The organism is Neobacillus sp. MER 74 (genome assembly GCF_023714155.1).
Map to the genome: position 1 here is coordinate 1 of NZ_JAMAUV010000040.1, position 17,323 is coordinate 17,323.

The window sequence follows — 17,323 nt, forward strand, 5'->3', positions numbered from 1 at the left end:
AGAGAACCCTTTAGGACGTTACCCCATCATTTGATTCTTCGATATAACCCTTCAGTTCCGAAGAACTGTCTGACCTTTACCTGAAGATTGTGACCAATTTCAATTTAAGCCAGAAACATTTCGCACAACAAACGCACCCGTTAGTGCAAAAATCGGCGCTTCACCACAAAGAATGAAAATATATTTAATACGGCGATACTGTTCCTAAGGCTGGGAGAGGAAGGTCGATAAACTATGGTGCCTTAGAGCCCATCCGTTAGTCTGACTCCAACGACCACGGTGCACCACAAACTGTCGCTCCCTTTCGGGAAGCACTCATGGTAGATTAATCCTAATTCTGATTGTTGCACCAGCCTCCAATTTTCAAGCCTAGAAAGGACAATTTCAATGGATGTAATCATTGAAAGAGCATGTGGTTTGGATGTCCATAAGGACAATATCACAGCTTGTATTATGACTTCAGAAGGAAAGGAGGTTCAAACATTTTCTACTAAAACAGTTTTTCTATTAAAGTTATTGGACTGGATTAAGGAGAATAATTGTACACACGTAGCTATGGAAAGTACGAGTGTTTATTGGAAACCTATTGTTAACTTATTAGAGTCCGAAGGAATAGAGTTTTTAGTTGTAAATGCTCAACACATGAAGGCACTTCCGGGACGCAAAACGGATGTTAAAGATGCCGAATGGATAGCCCAACTTCTTCGTTATGGATTACTGAAGGCAAGCTTCATTCCTGATCGGAATCAACGAGAACTGCGAGAACTTGTACGCTATCGCCGGAGTATCATTGAAGAACGCGCCAGACAACATAATAGGATTCAAAAGGTTTTAGAAGGAGCCAACATCAAACTAGGTTCTGTTGTATCTGATATTATGGGTGTTTCATCGAAAGATATGCTTCGAGCAATCGCAGATGGTGAAGATGATCCTGAAAAACTAGCAAACTTCGCTCGTCGTACAATGAAAAAGAAAAAAGAAGAACTTGAATTGGCACTTCAGGGTTATGTTAACCCACACCAACGCTTAATGTTAAAAACGATTTTAACTCACATTGATTTTCTAACAGAGCAAATTCAAATGTTAGACCAAGAGATAGCTAAAAGAGTAAGCACTTATCAAGAAGATATAGAACGACTCGATTCCATCCCTGGTATCGCCACAAGAATGGCTGAACAAATCTTAGCTGAAATTGGTACGGACGTTAGAAACCAATTCCCGACTGCCGCACATTTGTGTTCATGGGCAGCCTTGGTCCCTGGACACAATGAAAGCGCAGGTAAAAGGAAATCTAGCAGATCAAAAAAGGGAAATAAGTATTTAAGATCCGCATTAACAGAAGCAGCTCAATCTGTAAGAGGGTCAAAAAACTATCTCGGTGCGTTGTATAGACGCACAGCTGGACGAAAAGGAAAGAAAAAGGCAGCAATTGTAGTCGCCCATGCGATGTTGCGAATCGCATATTACCTTCTAACCAGAAAAGAAATGTACGTTGACTTAGGCGAAAATTATTTTGATAAACAAAAACAAGCATCTATTGTACGCCATTCGGTTCGAAGACTAGAAAACTTAGGTTATACGGTGACAATTACCGAAGCATCTTAATCTATTTTTCATTGTCCATTAACACCTTGATCAGGCGCCCTGCTCTTTTTTAAAAACATGAATGAGCTGCGTCTATTTAAGTATTGCCATTTTTCGGATCTGACAGAAGTTAATTTTCATGGTAGTTAAACAAGAGTTTCAAATTATCATATACAGGATGATTAGATTATTCAAACTGAAAAAGATGAAGTGAATTTTATCGTAAAACACAATTGAAGACACATTATTTTAAACTAAAAATAACAAGGGCTCCCCATTTTATTTTGGAGAAATCCCTTAGATAGTATATATTACTTACTCTGTTATGTTTTCAAAAATTAATAACTATTTCTCAAGAACAAATTTCGGCTCCTTTATTCCTATTTTATCACCGATTTCAAAAGACATTAAATCCTCACCAACTACAACCTGACCTTTATAAGTCTTGCTCGTTCTTACGGCCAAATTTGCTTCTGTATCGGTTAGGCCTCCAAGTAATACGATATGTGAATAGACCGCTAGTTTTGGATTTACCTTGTTAAATACTTTTCCAGCCTCTTCAGGAGTTGTATGAATATCAAGGATTTTTTTGATTGCTGGTGATTCCTCTCCAGGCCTTGCAGCAGCTACCTCGTGAATGAGCAAGTCCGTCCCTTTAGCATGGCTGATGAGGTTTTCATTATAACGTGTATCGCCAGAAATCACGACAGAATGTCCATTATAATTTACTCTGTAACCAAAACTTGGTTTCATCGGCGTATGATCAACTAGAAAAGCAACTACCTGCACTCCATTTTCCTCAAAAACAACGCCCTGTTCAATATCATGTCCAACTACATCAAAACCTAGAAGATTTTCATTCTGATTTTCCTTTCGTTCTTCAATATCCGCTTCATAAGCTTTTTCCATGTAATCCACCATATTCTTGGTCCCATTTGGCCCCCAAACTTGAAAGGGTACATCCCTTTTACCAGCTGTAGGCAATGAACCCGTCAACCAAACATCAGGTATTCCTATTGTGTGATCAGAGTGGAAGTGCGTAAGAAATAGTTTGTTAATCTTACCTGGCATGATATTCGTTTGACTGAGCCTTAAGGCCGCTCCTCGACCAGCGTCAAATAAAAATTTTTCTCCCCCAGCTTCAATCAGTGTAGCAGGACCAAACCGCTTCATGCTTAACAAAGGAGAACCAGTTCCAAGTAGAGTTACTTTAAAATCAGTTTTATTCTCATGTTGTGAAGTTTGAGCCTGACTATTTTTGAACTTGCCAGCTGAGGAATGTAACGGAGATAAAAATAAACCTAAACCTAAAAGTAATGATAAAGATATAAAGAGTAAAGTTGTAATCCTTTTCTTTTTCAAATTTCATTCCCCCAATTTCTATGTATGGTTTTAAGAGTGTTTTCTTGCTGTACTCTCCCGTATTTAAAACAATTAATATGTTTTAAATATAAAACATTGTTTTATTTATAAATCAATTTTAATATGTTAATTTTAAATCGTCAAGGTAATATCCTGAATATTTAGATACATTTTTTATATTTTTAGGGCTTTTTCATAAAGGCTTTGTTAAACTTGTCTGTTGATTTCCGTTCCATTAAATCAAGAATTATGTAGAAAGAGTGACAATTTACAACAATATACAAACAAAAAAATACCTTTGATCTATTAAATCAAAGGTCAAAGTTGAACTTAGTGGTCTAGGCTAAGTCCATTTTAGGAGGTCTAAACTCAGAAGAATTTAAACTATTTTTATATTAACATATAATGAATATTTATTCAACAACATAAATAATCATACATTCGCTGTCTTTGGTTGCTTTTCCATTAACTTAATGCAACTCTTTTGAATTCAAGCACTCGTTCGTTAAAGATGGGGAAACTTTGCTAGAATAATTAGTAATTGAGCCTTCTTGGGTCCTAGTTGTCGTTTCATTAAAGACTTTCACCCCCTCATTTTTATACGATTTTTCATATAAATATGATTCACAACTTAGAATAAAAAAATCTTCTGTGCATTAGAAATTACCCTTTAGGGAAAAGTTTAAAAAAAGAGAGGAAGGTGGAGTATGTGCCTAATCTTTTGCAAGCCTTGAAAAGTGTAGCTCAGTCTTTTATCAAGGATGAGAACAAGACACCTCTTCACATTGGCGAGGCTATGGGATGCTGGATATTTTTAGCGTTAGTCGGTGAGACACAAGTACAGACAGAAGTAGGAATTAACAGTACAACGGACTCTGAATTGAGAAAGGCCCTTCAAGAAGCCGTGAACATGTTCAAATCGGAGAAAGAGCGGATTTCAGCATTTATGCGGTCTGAAGGAATTCCATTACCTCCTTTAAGTGAATCGAAACCAATATCTGACCCGAATAGTGTTCCATTGGGTGTTAAGTTGACAGATAACGAGCTTGCAAACAGCCTTAGGAAAAAAATATCGATGGCAATTACAAACTGTTCGGAATCGGCAGCACAATCCATCCGTAGTGATGTTAGTCTGTTGTGGGCCGAATTTATGCAAGAACACATAACTTTTTTAACAACATTTAAATCATTGATGCGAAAACGGGGATGGCTCAAGGTCCCACCACCGTATTATCCTCCAGGCTTGCCACAAACAGAAAAGTGAAGTGAGAATATGCCAGATGTCGTGAAAGCTGTTCAAAATGTTATCCAATCATTTGTTGATGATGAACCCAAATCACCCTTAAATGTAGGGGAAGTCATGTCCTGCTGGTCCTATCTTTCTGAATTAGCTGATGAACAAGTTCATTCCGAAGCAGGGATTAACAGTACAACAGATCCCGAATTAAGAAAAGCTTTTCATGAAGCTGTTGAGATGTTCAAATCACAGAAAGAACGAATTAGTGCCTTTATGTTATCAGAGGGAGTTCCCATTCCGCCATTATGTGAGTCAAAGCCACAGTCTAATCCAAGAGATGTTCCATTGGGTGCCAAATTGACGGATGATGAACTTGCAAACAGCCTTAATATTAAAATCGTTATTTTAATTTCCTATTGTGCAAATGCAATCATTCAATCCGTACGCAATGATGTTACCTTGATATGGCTTGAATATTTACAGGAATATATGACGTTTGGAGCAACCCTAAAAGAACTTGTGAAAAAACGGGGATGGCTTAAAGTGCCTCCATACTACTATGCTCCAGGAGCACCATAAAATGACAAGTCAAAAGAAAAGGACCTAGATATTCCCTCTACCGTCCTTTTCCTTCTTCCACTAACCTGCTTCTTTAGTTCAACAAGAAAAAAGACCGCCGCAGCGATCATCATCCTTAACAAAAGCAATCGTTAGTGAAATATAGTTATGAGTGCAAGACCAATGAGAATAGCCAAAAGTGATAATACTAAAGCAAATCCACTAAGACTACTTGGACTAATAAATGTATCAAGTAAACCTAAAATTAAATTAAATACCTTTCTTGATGTTTTGGTTTCATCTTTCTTCAGTTTTTTATACACAAAAATCCATAATGATATAAAAGATACCAGACCTAATAATAGTAGAACCACTCCTGCTAATAACCACATTAAAATCAATCCTTCTTTCTTACCTCAACAATTCTTTAATTTACACCACCTTATTATTATCTTTTCTTATGGATTAATGAACCATCCCTACCCCTTTAGTTCTAGAAGAAAAGGAGTGCCGTGTAGCCCCGACTTGAGCTCTAGCACTCGTTAGTTCATTAACAAAAGGGCATCAATCTGGATAAACGCCCCGTTAATTTAATAGAAAACTATGAATCCTTCTGTCAGTATCTAAGAGTGAAGATAAATTCTTCAATCTCCTCATTTCGTGCATTTGCAAATCCTTTATCTTCTCCTGTTATTAGAAATCCACATTTTTCAAGAACCCGCCTCGATCCGATATTATCTTTTGCAGCACGAGCGTGTAAAGGGCGTATTGTTACTAAGGATAGAAATTGTCTAAGTGCATCCGTTGCAATACCTTTTCCCCAATGTTCACGGTCAATCCAGTAACTTACTTCACGTTCTTCAAACATTTCAAAGCTGGAGATATGACCCACTACCTGATCTTCTAAAGTAATAGACTGCTTGATAATGGTGTCATCGGTTAGAATACGGTTCCAGTGCTGACAAAATTGATTCCAGTCTGTTGGATCTTTTGACGTGAAAGCTGCCATCTGATTGGCTATTTCATCTTTCTGATGTTCAAAAAATATTGGTAGATCATCAGATTTGATATTTCTAAGTATTACTTTATTCATAGTAGCCTCCTTTGACATTGTTTTTAAACTAAACTGCCCGTTACTTGAATAAGTAAACAGGATTGCCAAAGCAATCCCCTCCTCAACTTACACACCTGTTACTTAACAAGCCTTTGTTCTAACTCACCCTTTTGGCGCAAGTGATGACGAAAATGCATACCAACCAAATCATACCATTCCCTTGTATTCAGCCAGCCGAACCCTCCATGCTTGACTTTATAATTTGTGTTTATATTATCCACTTTCGACTCCCATTGGCTTAACCTTAGAATTACTTGATCCATTCTGATGATAAGATCGTCCTTGCTATCTGAATTATTAGGTGGAGCATTTAGTTCATCCGGTAATTTTATTTTAATTGGTGGAAACCCTCCGATTTTATATATATGCTCACCAAACTCCGTTTTCCCGAGGGGTTGTTCTTTTTTTAAGATAGCGCATTTTTCCATATTATCTAGATACTCATGGGCAACAAGGATTAAATGGTCATACATTTGCCCAATAGACCAAACCCCTTCTTCCGATATATATCTTAACTGTTCTAATGAAAAATTTTGAAGCTCGTTTTTGTAACTATTAATTAGTTTTAGTTCGCTCAGTTTAATTCCTCCTTTTTATTAATTTACACAAATCTATTTTTTACATGTTTTGTATATGTAACAAATTATTCAATATTCGATTTCAAATACCTTCTTCAACAAAGCTGCTCCGTTAGTGGAGCAAACAAAAAAAGCTGCCCGATGACAGCCCTCAATTCTCCTAATTACATCTTTATATGTTTCTTAGGATTATGCTTTATTTCTGATAAATGTACTAATAAAATTTGATGATTTCGTTCTCCTTCTTTAACAATTTACAATAACCAGATTCGTATTTAAAGAGAAGAAAGTAATCTTTCCCTTGAAAAGTAATTAGGGTTCTATCCATGTTTATCACCTTCAGGCTTTTTTAAAATAATAATAAATGATTATTGTACCTAAGTCTGTGGATATTTTGTTACCAAAAAGTATACCTTCCTATAGAGTGCCCTTTAGCTTAATAAGAACCGCCGTTTCGTTTCAATTTCGTCAAACCGGTCAATAATTTCTGGAAAAAAGAATTTTTTGGGGAGAGATGAATTTGTTATTTTCTAAAGCGTGGGAAACGTATGAATCTGATAAACGTATTGAAGGCTTTTCGCAGCAAACATTAAAAGCATATAAACTGCAGTCTGGCTTACTTATACGCTTTTTTAAAGAGATGGAGAATTTAAAGAAGACGCTTAGGACCTATATATTTGATACGTATATGCCGGGTCCTGATTATGTTTATGCTAAAGGTATTAACTGGTCTGAGAATTTTTTCGATAATTTAACCTCTAATGAGATTTGGGTTCCTTATCGCCTTTACCTCTTATAACAGCTGACCGGTTCGACCAATTAATTCTACCCCTATCTAAGGTAACTACTTCTCCTATTCGGCATCCAGAGAAGCATTTAGGGAAACAGCTTTTTCCTGTTTCTTTTGATATATAAATTCGATAATTTGTCCACTTGGAACCGTGCCATCCGCTAAATATTTTACATAATCCTCACCCTCAACAGTTCTACCGTCAAAATTACTGCCATTTCTTTTCAATAAGAGAGCATGTTTTTTGCCTTTCACTGCCGGTTTTGTGTTTTGCTTCGAACTTGGTGATGTCGTTTCTGTTATTTTTGTTTTTTGCTTCGGACTTTGCGAGGAAGGATTGGCTGATTCACCTGTCGTTTTTCCACATCCAGAAATTACTACCCCAAAAAGAACTACCAAAAAAACTATGATCTTTTTCATTTACATTAGCCCCTCTTTATTCTTTATTTTAACATTTCCAGTTCAACTAAACTGCTTCGTTAGCTCAATATGAAAACGGGATCGCCGCAGCTATCCCATATTTAACATAAGGACCCGCTAGTTGAACAAGTCGCTTCAAATAAGGTGCTACAAATTATGCAGGGAGTTTGCCACCGACACCCTTTTTAAAATATCCGTCCTGCTGGTTGAGAGTAGAAATACGATACATTCCCTTTTCGGTGAGATTTACCTTACAAATTTTGAAACGGTTAGTCATAAAAGGGCTTTAGCAAATGTAATATGAAACATAAAAACTAAGTTATGGTGGGGGTTAAACATGCAGTACATATTTGATCAGGGGGAAATTGTAGATGAGTCGATGGTTTCTGTTAGCGTAAGAAATAAAGGTTTGAACTATGGTTTAGGGTGCTTCGAGGGAATTAGAGCTTTTTGGAATGAAAGCCAAAACCAATTGTTTACTTTCCGAATCCAAGATCATTATAGAAGATTCTATAACTCCGGAAAGGCTCTTCATATACAAATTCCTTATTCACCCATTGAATTAATGCATTGGACAGTGCAATTATTAAGAAAAAACAATGTCCGCGAAGATGTGTATATTCGCCCCATCTGTTTTAAAGGTTCAAATACTCTTAGTCCAGATTTACTCGATCCATTCAATCGGGTCAGTATTTATAGTACAAGGCTTGTGTATATTCCAAAGCCCGCCCTAAAAGTTTGTATATCTTCATGGAACCGCTCAGGTAATAATATGATTCCCCCTCAAGTGAAATCAACAGGGAGCTATTTAAGTGCAGGATTGGCTAGTTCGGAAGCACGATTAAATGGTTTTGATGAAGCTATTTTTTTGAACGACTTGGGGAACGTATGCGAGGGTCCAGGCGAGAATATTTTTATCATACGAAATAACCAGCTCATTACCCCGCCCATATCCGATAATGCACTTCAAGGAATCACTCGTGATACGGTAATGCAAATCGCTATAAATCATTTACAAATGCCTGTTTATGAACAAAGCATCGGAAGGACGGAATTATATTCTGCTGATGAAGTATTTTTTACAGGTACGGCTATAGGGATAAAACCCATTATCAATATTGATAACCGAATAATAGGCACAGGTAATGTAGGCAGATTGACGAACAACATCCGCTTTTTTTATGACCAGATTGTTAGAGGGAACCATCCGAATTATTTATGTCATTGTACACCAGTGTATTGAAAGAAAAACTGCATCGCCAATCTCTCCGATCAAGACAGGCGATCATAAATAAGACTCCAAAGGGAAGCCTTTGGCTGCTTTTGCTTTACAGATATCCAATAACATTTACGGTTGATGATTCCTTTTCTATCCTCCATTTGGGGCGGTTCTTCAAACCCTCGATGTTAAATTTTAATTTCAATCCCTTCTTGTCCATAACTAATCTGTCCGTTAGTTAAGAAAGAAAGAAATAAAGAGCGACTCATTAACTATCGCGGAGTGTGCGAACAGGCTTTTCGGTTCTATGAACATCATCTAGGAGGCAGGATAACGTCGATGATGGCTTTCAAACAACTGCCAGATCCGACAAACGTTCCGGAAGGTCGGGAAAACGACATTCTTCATGCTACCATTGAGATTGGGGACACGGTGCTAAGGGGAGCCGATATCCCCAACGCTGAGCCTATGCGGAGTGTCTATCTGACACTCAGGGTATACAATGCAGAAGAGGCGGAGAGGATTTATACCTTGCTTTCTGAAGGAGGAGAAATCTTTATGCCCATGGAAGAAACCTTTTTCGCTTTGCGTTTTGCTCAGCTGAGAGACAGGTTTGGAACGTCATGGATGCTCCTGTGTGAGCATCAGTCCACAGAAGCTTAGTCTATTCGGATGAAGTCCACATCCTTCGCTTCTTTGGTTAACCTCAGCCATTCAACACAAAATCGGCTGCTTTTTATGAGTAGCCGAACGCTCTTTAAGTAATGCCCCTGTTACTTTAAGAACAATGTTTCACACTCTTTCCTATTACAAAAAATTATCTTTTATCCATCAACAAAATTATTTATAAACCCTAGGCAAAAGCTTATTGTCAACTATTTTTTAATTTGTTGTTTTATTTTTTATTTTGTCAAAACTATCCTTTGTACTAATTAAATGTCCCAATAAATAAATACCAAATAAAATGGGAAATGAGTATATGTATTTCCAATCTTCTGGATTATAGATATGAATTAATGCAAAGAAAGGTTCTCCAATAAATGCACTTCCACCTGCAAAAATAAGTGCTTTTATATATGGATTGGAATTTGGCTTAATCTGAATAAGGAACATAATAATTACAGGAATAAGGGTAAAATCCCAAGGTAAATAGGAAGGGAGAAACGGGAGAACGTCATAATTATAATGCCATAAACCTAATGCTATTCCTACAAAATCTAACCAGGAACTAATAAGCATAACCATTAACCCAGAGAGAAGTAGTCTATAAGTGCTCCCTTTTTTTCTAAATAGAAACCATAATATCCACGGAACAACTGTAAGTAATGTACCAACCCACCATTGCCAAGAGAAAATAACATTTTCGAGCCAAAATGTTATTTTTTTATCGTGTGCTTTTTCAATTAAATCATAAATCTTATCTGCTTTGTATAAATAATCTTTTTGATTCATTTTGAACTTCCTTATAATCGTTAATTTTTGATTTCCAACACATTATTTATCATCCCCTCAAATGGGTTGAAAAAACAAAAATTAATAATTTAAGGTTCCCTTCTTAAACAATCCTGCCCCTTTAGTTGAATAACAAAAAAAGCCGGCAATAGCAGCCAGCCCTTCAAGTTATTACTCTTCCATAAAAATACGTGCATAGTATTCCGTTTCTTCATCTAATTTGTTATCTTTTCTCATTTCCTCAATCGTTTCTTTTCGGTCGTCTTCAATCACTTGAAAACTTCCTGATACATTTGTTGTTTTCCCTTTGTCCTTATTCATACTTTTACTCCTACATCTCTTCTTATTTGTATTACGAATTCATTTCGTTTTATTTTGTGCTTAATTTATTGCTTTATTCGAAGAACCCTTAAGGGTTCTTCTTAAGCTAACTTGCTTTGTTAGCACAAAAAGTAAAGTTTAGCTTAATAAGACTTTTAAAGAAACGGAAATGCTTATTCCCCATATCCCAGCAACAATACATAAAATTCCTCCGACTAGAAATAAAATTTTAATGAACCAAAATATGTAAATAAGCTTACTCAAAGAGTAAGCTTAACCTCTATAAACACTATCACATGTTCCAGGTTTCGGTTCATAAAAACAATGTTCTTTAAATGCACCAGTATGAGGTTGACCGTACCATGTTGGTGGACATGGAGCATGTGGATTAAAATACCAAAGGGCAAACTTAGCTGGATGATCTCTCCAACCATTTATATTTTGTTGCGCTAACCTTCGTTCGGAAGTTCTTGATCTTTGATAAAATACATTCCCTTTTTGAACTGCTTCAAAAGAAAAATTTCCTCCTTGTACTTGAAATATTACATCATGAATATTGACTACACTTTTGAAATCTAAGCATTGTGCGACAACACGATTTATTATTACATTTCCAACATATAACATTCCTTGCTTTCCTTCACCTTCTGCTTCTGCTCTCATCATTCTTGCCATTTCATCAACTTCATGACTTCTAGCCCTTACTCTTCCCATTTCATCACCTCCCAAATTAATGTATGAAAAATACCCTCCATTCATGTCATTGTTTATATAATAAGAATGCTTAGTTACCACTATTCAACTATACTCCCTGTTACTTGAATAAGAAAAAAGCGATCCTTCATTATTGAAGCATCGCACCCGTGAATTGAACAAGCACGTTTTCCGACATGGATTTAATTTAAGTTTATCTCCAATCTTTAAGAAGTCCCGCTGGCCCGATTGTTGAAAATAAACAGACCGTCCTCTTTTGCTATTCTGCTTTCTTAGTTCATTGAATATCAGGTATTTACACATTTTTTATGGCCGTTACATATAGTACATTAATGAAATTGCCTATGGGGGAATCTTAATGATAATACATGTTGTCAGCAGTGGTGAGACGCTTTGGCAAATCTCTAACCGTTATGCAGTTAGCATGAGTTCCATTGTACAAATAAATGATCTCCAGAATCCAAATCAATTAGTGGTTGGCCAGGCGTTAGTGATTCCAAAACCAGGAACTACCCACATCGTAAAATATGGGGAAACATTATGGTCGATTGCCCAAAAGTATGGTGTTTCGATTTCAGCGATTGTTCAATCCAGCAACTTAACAAACCCGAATCTTTTATATCCGGGAACCACACTCTACATTCCAGCCATTACACATATCGTCCAACCCGGCGAAGCCTTATGGCAAATTGCCAATCGATATGGAACCACTGTTCAAGCTATCATCACTGAAAATCAGATTACAAACCCTAATTTGATTTATCCTGGACTGCAGCTGGCCATTCCAAGAACAAAACCAGCGATTGAAGTGAATGCTTATACCTATCAATCGAGTGCTGGAGCCGTTCAAACCCTTAATGAAATTGGCCATTTGTTAACGTACTTTAGTCCATTCGCCTACCTTATTGCAGAAGATGGAACGTTAAATCCCGTCAAAAATGATGAGGAAATGATTAAAGCGTCATTGTCCAAAAAAGTCGTGCCCATGATGTCAGTTACCAACTTTACTTCCACCCAGGCCGGATCAAATGTGGCACATACCATTTTGGCTACTCCAGAAATAAGAGATAAGGTCCTCACCAACATTCTCCAGGTCATGGATAGCAAAGGCTATAAAGGAGTTAATATTGATTTTGAGAATGTATTGCCGGCAGACCGTGAGGTATACAACCAGTTCCTACAGCTGGCAGTGGACCGCCTCCATCCAAAAGGATATTTTGTTTCCACTGCACTTGCACCAAAGGTGGGAGCCACTCAATCTGGTCTCTTATATGAAGCCCATGACTATGAAGCGCACGGGAGAATTGCCGACTTTGTCGTGCTGATGACATATGAATGGGGATACCGCCTCGGTCCTCCGCAGGCCATCTCTCCTATAAATGAAATGAAGCGAGTAGTGGAATATGCATTATCCGTTATGCCAGCTGATAAAATCTTTTTAGGCTTCCAAATTTATGCGCGGGACTGGAAGATTCCTCATGTTAAGGGCCAAGAAGCCGAAACTTTCAGCCCACAGGAAGCCTTAAGACGTGCAGTAAAATACGGAGCTACCATTCAATATGATGCTACCGCCCAATCTCCATTTTTCCGTTACGTGGATGAAAAAGGGCAGGGACATGAGGTGTGGTTTGAGGATGCAAGAAGTGCACAGGCCAAGTTTAATATGGTTAAAGACTATAACCTCCGTGGGATCAGTTACTGGGCATTGGGTTATCCATACCCAGAGAACTGGGCTTTATTGAGGGATAATTTTTCGATTAAAAAACTGATGTAACAATGATAAAATGCAAATCGAGCAGAATCATTCTGCTCGATTTATTAGTAAGCGTCAAATAGTTCCCACCTATTAACAGAATTTCCTCTAAGAGATTTTCTCCTCAATTGAAAATATTTAGGGAGGTTTTTTTAGCGGGTTTACTTCATAAAGAACTAAAGGAAACTTATTTTCATGGTAGTTAAAGTAGATCAATAAATTTCATTGGCATTTGGTGATAAGTTTTCTATATGCTTTAAATACTCCGTAACACCAATATCTTGTTCATATGGGTATTCATAATTTAAACTATCTGCAACATATTTTGCTGTACTACGAAACAACTGAGCCATTGTTAATAATGCTTTCCAGACTCCATCATAACTCCCATCAGCATAAGTAGAAAGAAGTTCCTTCCAGATTTCCTCTGGAAGATATCTCTCTAGATATTTACCGCTTTTACCTATGCTTACAGAAAAGTCAGTTTGAATACCTACCTGCCATTCCAGCATTTTGATTAACATAGGTCTAACAATAACATTAAGATGTTCCTGTGCATAAAGAATTTCCTTCCTCCATAAACCCTTTGCTACGTAAGTGGATACCCACCAAAATTCATTACAACAATCTGCATAGAATTCAGCCGATGGACGTTTTACCCAATAATCCTCATCCGTAGGAGGAGGAATTGCAGGGAGGCAATGATCCTTATCCATCAATATTTTTGTTAGCTTATCCTCTTTACAATACTTGTCTTTTTCGTTTATGGGAATTAACGTCAGATCAATACGATTTCCATCTGTAAACTGCATTAGATAGGAGAATCGACTACCCAATGATGGCGAAAACATCGACATAGCCATAGGTGTTTGCATAATGATTCGTTTACCAAAAACCTCTATCCAATTGTGATTCCGTGAAAAAGAATCCATTTCGGTTACAAGATAAACAATATCAAAATCCTGAAACATATCTTTTGAAACATTAGGATTTGTTCGTGAGCCATTCATTACTACTGCACGAATTCGGTCATCTTTTTCTGCTGTGTCCAGAATTAAAGCTATCATTTCTTGTTCAGTACGCATAGATCTTTATCCCCTTTTCATTAACAATGAGTTTAGCATGTTGGATTCCTCGAATTACTATAAATTCTCTGATTGATTGACATTTCCTTCTATAACTAAACTGCCATGTTACTTTAATAAGAAAAAACGATCCTTAGAAATTGAAGAATCTCAACAAGTGTTATTCTTTTAAGTATTCATTTAATCTTCTCATTACCTCTTCCAAAGCTGTGATGGATAATAAGGTATCAAAAGGTTCCATATCTGTTGCAAAAGACCGCTGCAGCGACCACTTTCTTCAACACTTGCACCCGTTAGTATTGTTTATTTTGATATCCATTCGTATTGAATATCAGGTAAATTTTCTTCATTTTCGTGTCCTCTACCAATGATATTAAATCCATTCTTTTCATAAAATCGTTGTGCTTTTTTATTTACTTCAAATGTATATAATGTTAATCTCCCACTTGATTTTGCTTTTACTTTTTCTAGTAATGTTTGTCCTATACCCATTCCTTGATAATCTATATGAATATAAAGTTGGCTTATTTCCGTTTCATTAGAAGCAATCATTCCCACTACTCGATCGTCAATTAAAGCTAAATTTATTTGAAACTGTTCAGGTAATATATTATTTAAAAAATAAACGTGATTTTCAAAGCTATGAATTTCTTTCTGACCAATTGCTTGTTCCTTACTATCTCGCCACATTTTCACTGTTTGTTCAGCGTACTTGGGATTATAATCAGTGATTATGATTTGGTGTTGGTTCACTACAAATACCTCCTCCATTTTTGTTTACTGCTTTTTTTGTTGTTTTCTTGTTATAAATTCGATGAATACTACCCATTAGTTGTTTTAGCTTTAATCAAGAATAGATTGTATTTTTTTACAAATATTACACCATATGGAGGCGACGAACATTTTCAAAAAAACACTTTTAACCTTAGTTTTTATCTTTCTTTTTTGTACACATTTTGTCTTTGCTGAAGAGTATCACCGCAAAGGATATAGTGATGATTTATACCGTGTAACAAATGATGTTCCACAAGAACAACATTTTAAAAATTTTATGTTAGACCTTTTAATCCCTGAAATTCTTAATACTGCAAGGAAACAATATCATGATAAATCGATAAGCGGAATGTCCTTTGATTGGGAAAATCACTATAATGTTGTGGAAATTATAGAATCACAACTCCAAGATACTCGTCAGGAGTATCCATACATGGTGATAGTCATTGTTTCTCCGCATAGCGGGGGTATTAAGAACCGTAAATCCTATGGTACTGATAAAATCACATTTGGTATGGACCCAAATATATTTTGGAGAAATATCAAGGATCGTCCTGCTATAAAGTTAATTAATTATCAGCATTTAAAATCTTCCAAAAGTCCTTAGACCTCCTGTATAGAGGTCTTTTTTGTCTCTTCATACGAATTTAGTGCAAATGGAACATAAAGAGTTATCTTTCTCTTCAACTAACCTGCAACGTAAGCCGAAAAAGATATTATTAATCTAAAAGTTGAGACGATTCTTTATCAAAGAATCGCCTCATAAATTAACCACCCAAACTGTAAACAAAGTCTATTTACTTGTTACTAGTAACTTTCGTGTTTTGGCATCATATATTTTATAACTAACTTCAAACTGATGGTCTTTTGTAACTGTAACTTTACAATAATAAGGGATTGACTTTCCATAAGCATCCAATGGAGGAATATCTCTGAAGCTAAACACTTCATCTGTATTAAGCATGTTAAAGTCCGCTTCTGAAGAACGACCTGTTGAGTCTATTTCGATCACACATTTCCCACTTACTACATCATATTCCTTCAGTACAACATATTTTAAACTTGGAAGAGTAATAACTAAAAGTAAAACACCAAATAAAAGGGTTAAAAGGCATTTACCTATTCCTAATAATGGGTGGTCTTTGTTAATAAACATTAGAATGAAGTAAATTGCTGAGCCTACTACAAACAATACTCCGAGTATGAGCATTAAATAATAAAAAAACATTTTTCACTTCCTATTACAACATTGTTAGGTCAATTTTTTTTCTAAATAATACTGGTTATGTCCTTTTGGGTGATCTTCAACTTTACCAATAACCTTATATCCACATTTCTTATAAAAGTCTGGTGCCTGGAAGCTAAAGGTATCTAATAATATTAACCTACAATTATTTTCTTTAGCCGTTTTTTCAATATGATTTAATAAATCTTCCCCATATCCTTTTCCTCTTAATGAATGATCAACCCAAAGATACTCAATATGTAGATGGTACCAGAAAATCGTTCCCGTAATTCCCCCAACTATTTTCCCCTCGTCATTTCTAAGTATATGGCTAACCTTTATTGATGATTGTTTTACTTCATCAGGTAGTAATGAAAGGTTATATTCAATTACTTTTTTTCTAATATATTCACTATCTTCTAGATTCCACTCCTTAGAAAGTTCCATAGATTCCCTCCATATTATAAATATTCACAATAATTATAATATAATAAGAAAAATTAGCGAACTTCTTCTTGAAGTATCGCTCCCAATAGTTTAAGAAGACCTATCATTAATTATCTATGATTTTAACGGATTGCATTCATTATTCTATATCTTTTGGTCACCATAAATGTGAGGTGATTATCAAATGAAAAGAATTTTGTTTTTCTTTCTAGTTATTTCCCTTACATTCACAATGGGACTCAAAAAAGATGAAGAGCAGACTTGCAGAAAGTGGTGCCAACCGTTCTTAGAATATGCACACAAGAAAGCACTTTATAAAGGAACCATACAGGAACGTTATCGAATTATTCGTCACATGAAGTATGTTAAGAAAAGAAGTGATGAAGAAATCATTGACATGGCAAATGTAACAAAGAAAGACATTGCTGAAGTGATGAGAATAGTGGATAGAAAAACTGGTAAATTTCCTTGGGAGTTACTAGGACAACAATAATAGGATGTATGTATCCTACCTGCTCCGATAGCACAATTAAAGATGGGATCGCCGCAGCAACCCCATCTTTATACAGATAGGTAAGGCTTTGAAGTTATCGCTACCTTTTCCCCCCGTCCACACCGTACAAGCGACTTTCACCGCATACGGCGTTCCAACTATACCAATCCACTTTAACCATAACACTGTTCAGTATT

General features: G+C 36.2%; 21 protein-coding genes. 9 read left to right on the forward strand and 12 right to left on the reverse strand.

Features of this window, described 5'->3' with window-relative positions:
• Window positions 1-387: 387 nt before the first annotated feature.
• Window positions 388-1,605: an IS110 family RNA-guided transposase gene (locus M3610_RS26705; RefSeq protein ID WP_251463512.1), complete on the forward strand. Its 1,218-nt coding sequence runs from the start codon at window positions 388-390 to the stop codon at window positions 1,603-1,605.
• A 324-nt stretch (window positions 1,606-1,929) separates the two neighbouring features.
• Here M3610_RS26705 and M3610_RS26710 read toward each other — a convergent pair whose 3' ends face one another.
• Window positions 1,930-2,946 carry an MBL fold metallo-hydrolase gene (locus M3610_RS26710; protein WP_251463513.1) on the reverse strand — a complete coding sequence of 339 codons (1,017 nt, stop codon included), beginning with the start codon at window positions 2,944-2,946 and terminating at the stop codon, window positions 1,930-1,932.
• Window positions 2,947-3,655: 709 nt separating this feature from the next.
• Here M3610_RS26710 and M3610_RS26715 point away from each other — a divergent pair.
• Both M3610_RS26715 and M3610_RS26720 read left to right on the forward strand, forming a co-directional pair.
• Entirely contained in the window at window positions 3,656-4,210 is a 555-nt protein-coding gene (locus M3610_RS26715; protein ID WP_251463514.1) for a DUF3231 family protein, read from the forward strand.
• A 9-nt stretch (window positions 4,211-4,219) separates the two neighbouring features.
• Complete coding sequence (locus M3610_RS26720; RefSeq protein ID WP_251463515.1) at window positions 4,220-4,762, forward strand: DUF3231 family protein; 543 nt, start codon at window positions 4,220-4,222, stop codon at window positions 4,760-4,762.
• 131 nt (window positions 4,763-4,893) lie between these two features.
• On the opposite strand, the gene M3610_RS26725 is transcribed toward M3610_RS26720, so the two are convergent.
• The 3 genes from M3610_RS26725 to M3610_RS26735 all read right to left on the reverse strand — a co-directional run bounded on the left by M3610_RS26725 (window position 4,894) and on the right by M3610_RS26735 (window position 6,439).
• On the reverse strand, window positions 4,894-5,133 hold the full coding sequence (locus M3610_RS26725; protein WP_251463516.1) for a hypothetical protein: 240 nt from the start codon (window positions 5,131-5,133) through the stop codon (window positions 4,894-4,896).
• Window positions 5,134-5,357: 224 nt separating this feature from the next.
• On the reverse strand, window positions 5,358-5,834 hold the full coding sequence (locus M3610_RS26730; RefSeq protein WP_251463517.1) for a GNAT family N-acetyltransferase: 477 nt from the start codon (window positions 5,832-5,834) through the stop codon (window positions 5,358-5,360).
• 98 nt (window positions 5,835-5,932) lie between these two features.
• Entirely contained in the window at window positions 5,933-6,439 is a 507-nt protein-coding gene (locus M3610_RS26735; protein WP_311315864.1) for a DinB family protein, read from the reverse strand.
• Window positions 6,440-6,953: 514 nt separating this feature from the next.
• Between M3610_RS26735 and M3610_RS26740 the strand changes: the two genes are divergently transcribed.
• Window positions 6,954-7,232 carry a hypothetical protein gene (locus tag M3610_RS26740; RefSeq protein ID WP_251463518.1) on the forward strand — a complete coding sequence of 93 codons (279 nt, stop codon included), beginning with the start codon at window positions 6,954-6,956 and terminating at the stop codon, window positions 7,230-7,232.
• A gap of 54 nt (window positions 7,233-7,286) precedes the next feature.
• On the opposite strand, the gene M3610_RS26745 is transcribed toward M3610_RS26740, so the two are convergent.
• A complete protein-coding gene (locus M3610_RS26745) occupies window positions 7,287-7,643 on the reverse strand; it encodes a hypothetical protein (protein WP_251463519.1) in 357 nt (118 codons plus the stop codon).
• A 337-nt stretch (window positions 7,644-7,980) separates the two neighbouring features.
• Here M3610_RS26745 and M3610_RS26750 point away from each other — a divergent pair, with 337 nt between their 5' ends.
• Together M3610_RS26750 and M3610_RS26755 are read left to right on the forward strand one after the other, a co-directional pair.
• The gene (locus M3610_RS26750) at window positions 7,981-8,886 is read left to right on the forward strand and encodes a branched-chain amino acid transaminase (protein ID WP_251463520.1); all 906 of its coding nucleotides are present in this window, start codon (window positions 7,981-7,983) and stop codon (window positions 8,884-8,886) included.
• A gap of 258 nt (window positions 8,887-9,144) precedes the next feature.
• Complete coding sequence (locus M3610_RS26755) at window positions 9,145-9,525, forward strand: VOC family protein (protein WP_251463521.1); 381 nt, start codon at window positions 9,145-9,147, stop codon at window positions 9,523-9,525.
• A gap of 219 nt (window positions 9,526-9,744) precedes the next feature.
• On the opposite strand, the gene M3610_RS26760 is transcribed toward M3610_RS26755, so the two are convergent.
• The 3 genes from M3610_RS26760 to M3610_RS26770 form a co-directional block, all read right to left on the reverse strand.
• On the reverse strand, window positions 9,745-10,314 hold the full coding sequence (locus tag M3610_RS26760) for a CBO0543 family protein (protein ID WP_251463522.1): 570 nt from the start codon (window positions 10,312-10,314) through the stop codon (window positions 9,745-9,747).
• Window positions 10,315-10,485: 171 nt separating this feature from the next.
• On the reverse strand, window positions 10,486-10,635 hold the full coding sequence (locus tag M3610_RS26765) for a hypothetical protein (protein ID WP_180230256.1): 150 nt from the start codon (window positions 10,633-10,635) through the stop codon (window positions 10,486-10,488).
• Window positions 10,636-10,908: 273 nt separating this feature from the next.
• Entirely contained in the window at window positions 10,909-11,349 is a 441-nt protein-coding gene (locus M3610_RS26770; protein ID WP_251463523.1) for a cell wall hydrolase, read from the reverse strand.
• 358 nt (window positions 11,350-11,707) lie between these two features.
• Here M3610_RS26770 and M3610_RS26775 point away from each other — a divergent pair, with 358 nt between their 5' ends.
• Window positions 11,708-13,123, forward strand: coding sequence for a LysM peptidoglycan-binding domain-containing protein (locus M3610_RS26775; RefSeq protein WP_251463524.1), 1,416 nt, complete (start codon window positions 11,708-11,710; stop codon window positions 13,121-13,123).
• A gap of 191 nt (window positions 13,124-13,314) precedes the next feature.
• Here the strand turns inward: M3610_RS26775 and M3610_RS26780 are convergent, their stop codons facing one another.
• Entirely contained in the window at window positions 13,315-14,187 is an 873-nt protein-coding gene (locus tag M3610_RS26780) for an aminoglycoside 6-adenylyltransferase (RefSeq protein ID WP_251463525.1), read from the reverse strand.
• Between the two features lie 303 nt (window positions 14,188-14,490).
• Window positions 14,491-14,940 carry a GNAT family N-acetyltransferase gene (locus M3610_RS26785; RefSeq protein WP_251463526.1) on the reverse strand — a complete coding sequence of 150 codons (450 nt, stop codon included), beginning with the start codon at window positions 14,938-14,940 and terminating at the stop codon, window positions 14,491-14,493.
• Window positions 14,941-15,073: 133 nt separating this feature from the next.
• Between M3610_RS26785 and M3610_RS26790 the strand changes: the two genes are divergently transcribed.
• Window positions 15,074-15,568, forward strand: coding sequence for a DUF3888 domain-containing protein (locus tag M3610_RS26790; RefSeq protein ID WP_251463527.1), 495 nt, complete (start codon window positions 15,074-15,076; stop codon window positions 15,566-15,568).
• Between the two features lie 186 nt (window positions 15,569-15,754).
• Here M3610_RS26790 and M3610_RS26795 read toward each other — a convergent pair whose 3' ends face one another.
• Window positions 15,755-16,189, reverse strand: coding sequence for a hypothetical protein (locus tag M3610_RS26795; RefSeq protein WP_251463528.1), 435 nt, complete (start codon window positions 16,187-16,189; stop codon window positions 15,755-15,757).
• 24 nt (window positions 16,190-16,213) lie between these two features.
• Window positions 16,214-16,633: a GNAT family N-acetyltransferase gene (locus M3610_RS26800; protein WP_251463529.1), complete on the reverse strand. Its 420-nt coding sequence runs from the start codon at window positions 16,631-16,633 to the stop codon at window positions 16,214-16,216.
• Window positions 16,634-16,817: 184 nt separating this feature from the next.
• On the opposite strand from M3610_RS26800, the gene M3610_RS26805 reads away from it, so the two are divergent.
• Entirely contained in the window at window positions 16,818-17,126 is a 309-nt protein-coding gene (locus M3610_RS26805; protein ID WP_251463530.1) for a hypothetical protein, read from the forward strand.
• The last annotated feature ends 197 nt before the right edge of the window (window positions 17,127-17,323 follow it).

Bases quoted from the DNA above. Each gene is read 5' to 3' on its own strand.
- M3610_RS26705 (WP_251463512.1), top strand. From the start codon at position 388: ATGGATGTAATCATTGAAAGAGCATGTGGTTTGGATGTCCATAAGGAC.
- M3610_RS26720 (WP_251463515.1), top strand. From the start codon at position 4,220: ATGCCAGATGTCGTGAAAGCTGTTCAAAATGTTATCCAATCATTTGTT.
- M3610_RS26725 (WP_251463516.1), bottom strand. From the start codon at position 5,133: ATGTGGTTATTAGCAGGAGTGGTTCTACTATTATTAGGTCTGGTATCT.
- M3610_RS26730 (WP_251463517.1), bottom strand. From the start codon at position 5,834: ATGAATAAAGTAATACTTAGAAATATCAAATCTGATGATCTACCAATA.
- M3610_RS26745 (WP_251463519.1), bottom strand. From the start codon at position 7,643: ATGAAAAAGATCATAGTTTTTTTGGTAGTTCTTTTTGGGGTAGTAATT.
- M3610_RS26750 (WP_251463520.1), top strand. From the start codon at position 7,981: ATGCAGTACATATTTGATCAGGGGGAAATTGTAGATGAGTCGATGGTT.
- M3610_RS26760 (WP_251463522.1), bottom strand. From the start codon at position 10,314: ATGAATCAAAAAGATTATTTATACAAAGCAGATAAGATTTATGATTTA.
- M3610_RS26765 (WP_180230256.1), bottom strand. From the start codon at position 10,635: ATGAATAAGGACAAAGGGAAAACAACAAATGTATCAGGAAGTTTTCAA.
- M3610_RS26770 (WP_251463523.1), bottom strand. From the start codon at position 11,349: ATGGGAAGAGTAAGGGCTAGAAGTCATGAAGTTGATGAAATGGCAAGA.
- M3610_RS26775 (WP_251463524.1), top strand. From the start codon at position 11,708: ATGATAATACATGTTGTCAGCAGTGGTGAGACGCTTTGGCAAATCTCT.
- M3610_RS26780 (WP_251463525.1), bottom strand. From the start codon at position 14,187: ATGCGTACTGAACAAGAAATGATAGCTTTAATTCTGGACACAGCAGAA.
- M3610_RS26790 (WP_251463527.1), top strand. From the start codon at position 15,074: ATGGAGGCGACGAACATTTTCAAAAAAACACTTTTAACCTTAGTTTTT.
- M3610_RS26795 (WP_251463528.1), bottom strand. From the start codon at position 16,189: ATGTTTTTTTATTATTTAATGCTCATACTCGGAGTATTGTTTGTAGTA.
- M3610_RS26800 (WP_251463529.1), bottom strand. From the start codon at position 16,633: ATGGAACTTTCTAAGGAGTGGAATCTAGAAGATAGTGAATATATTAGA.
- M3610_RS26805 (WP_251463530.1), top strand. From the start codon at position 16,818: ATGAAAAGAATTTTGTTTTTCTTTCTAGTTATTTCCCTTACATTCACA.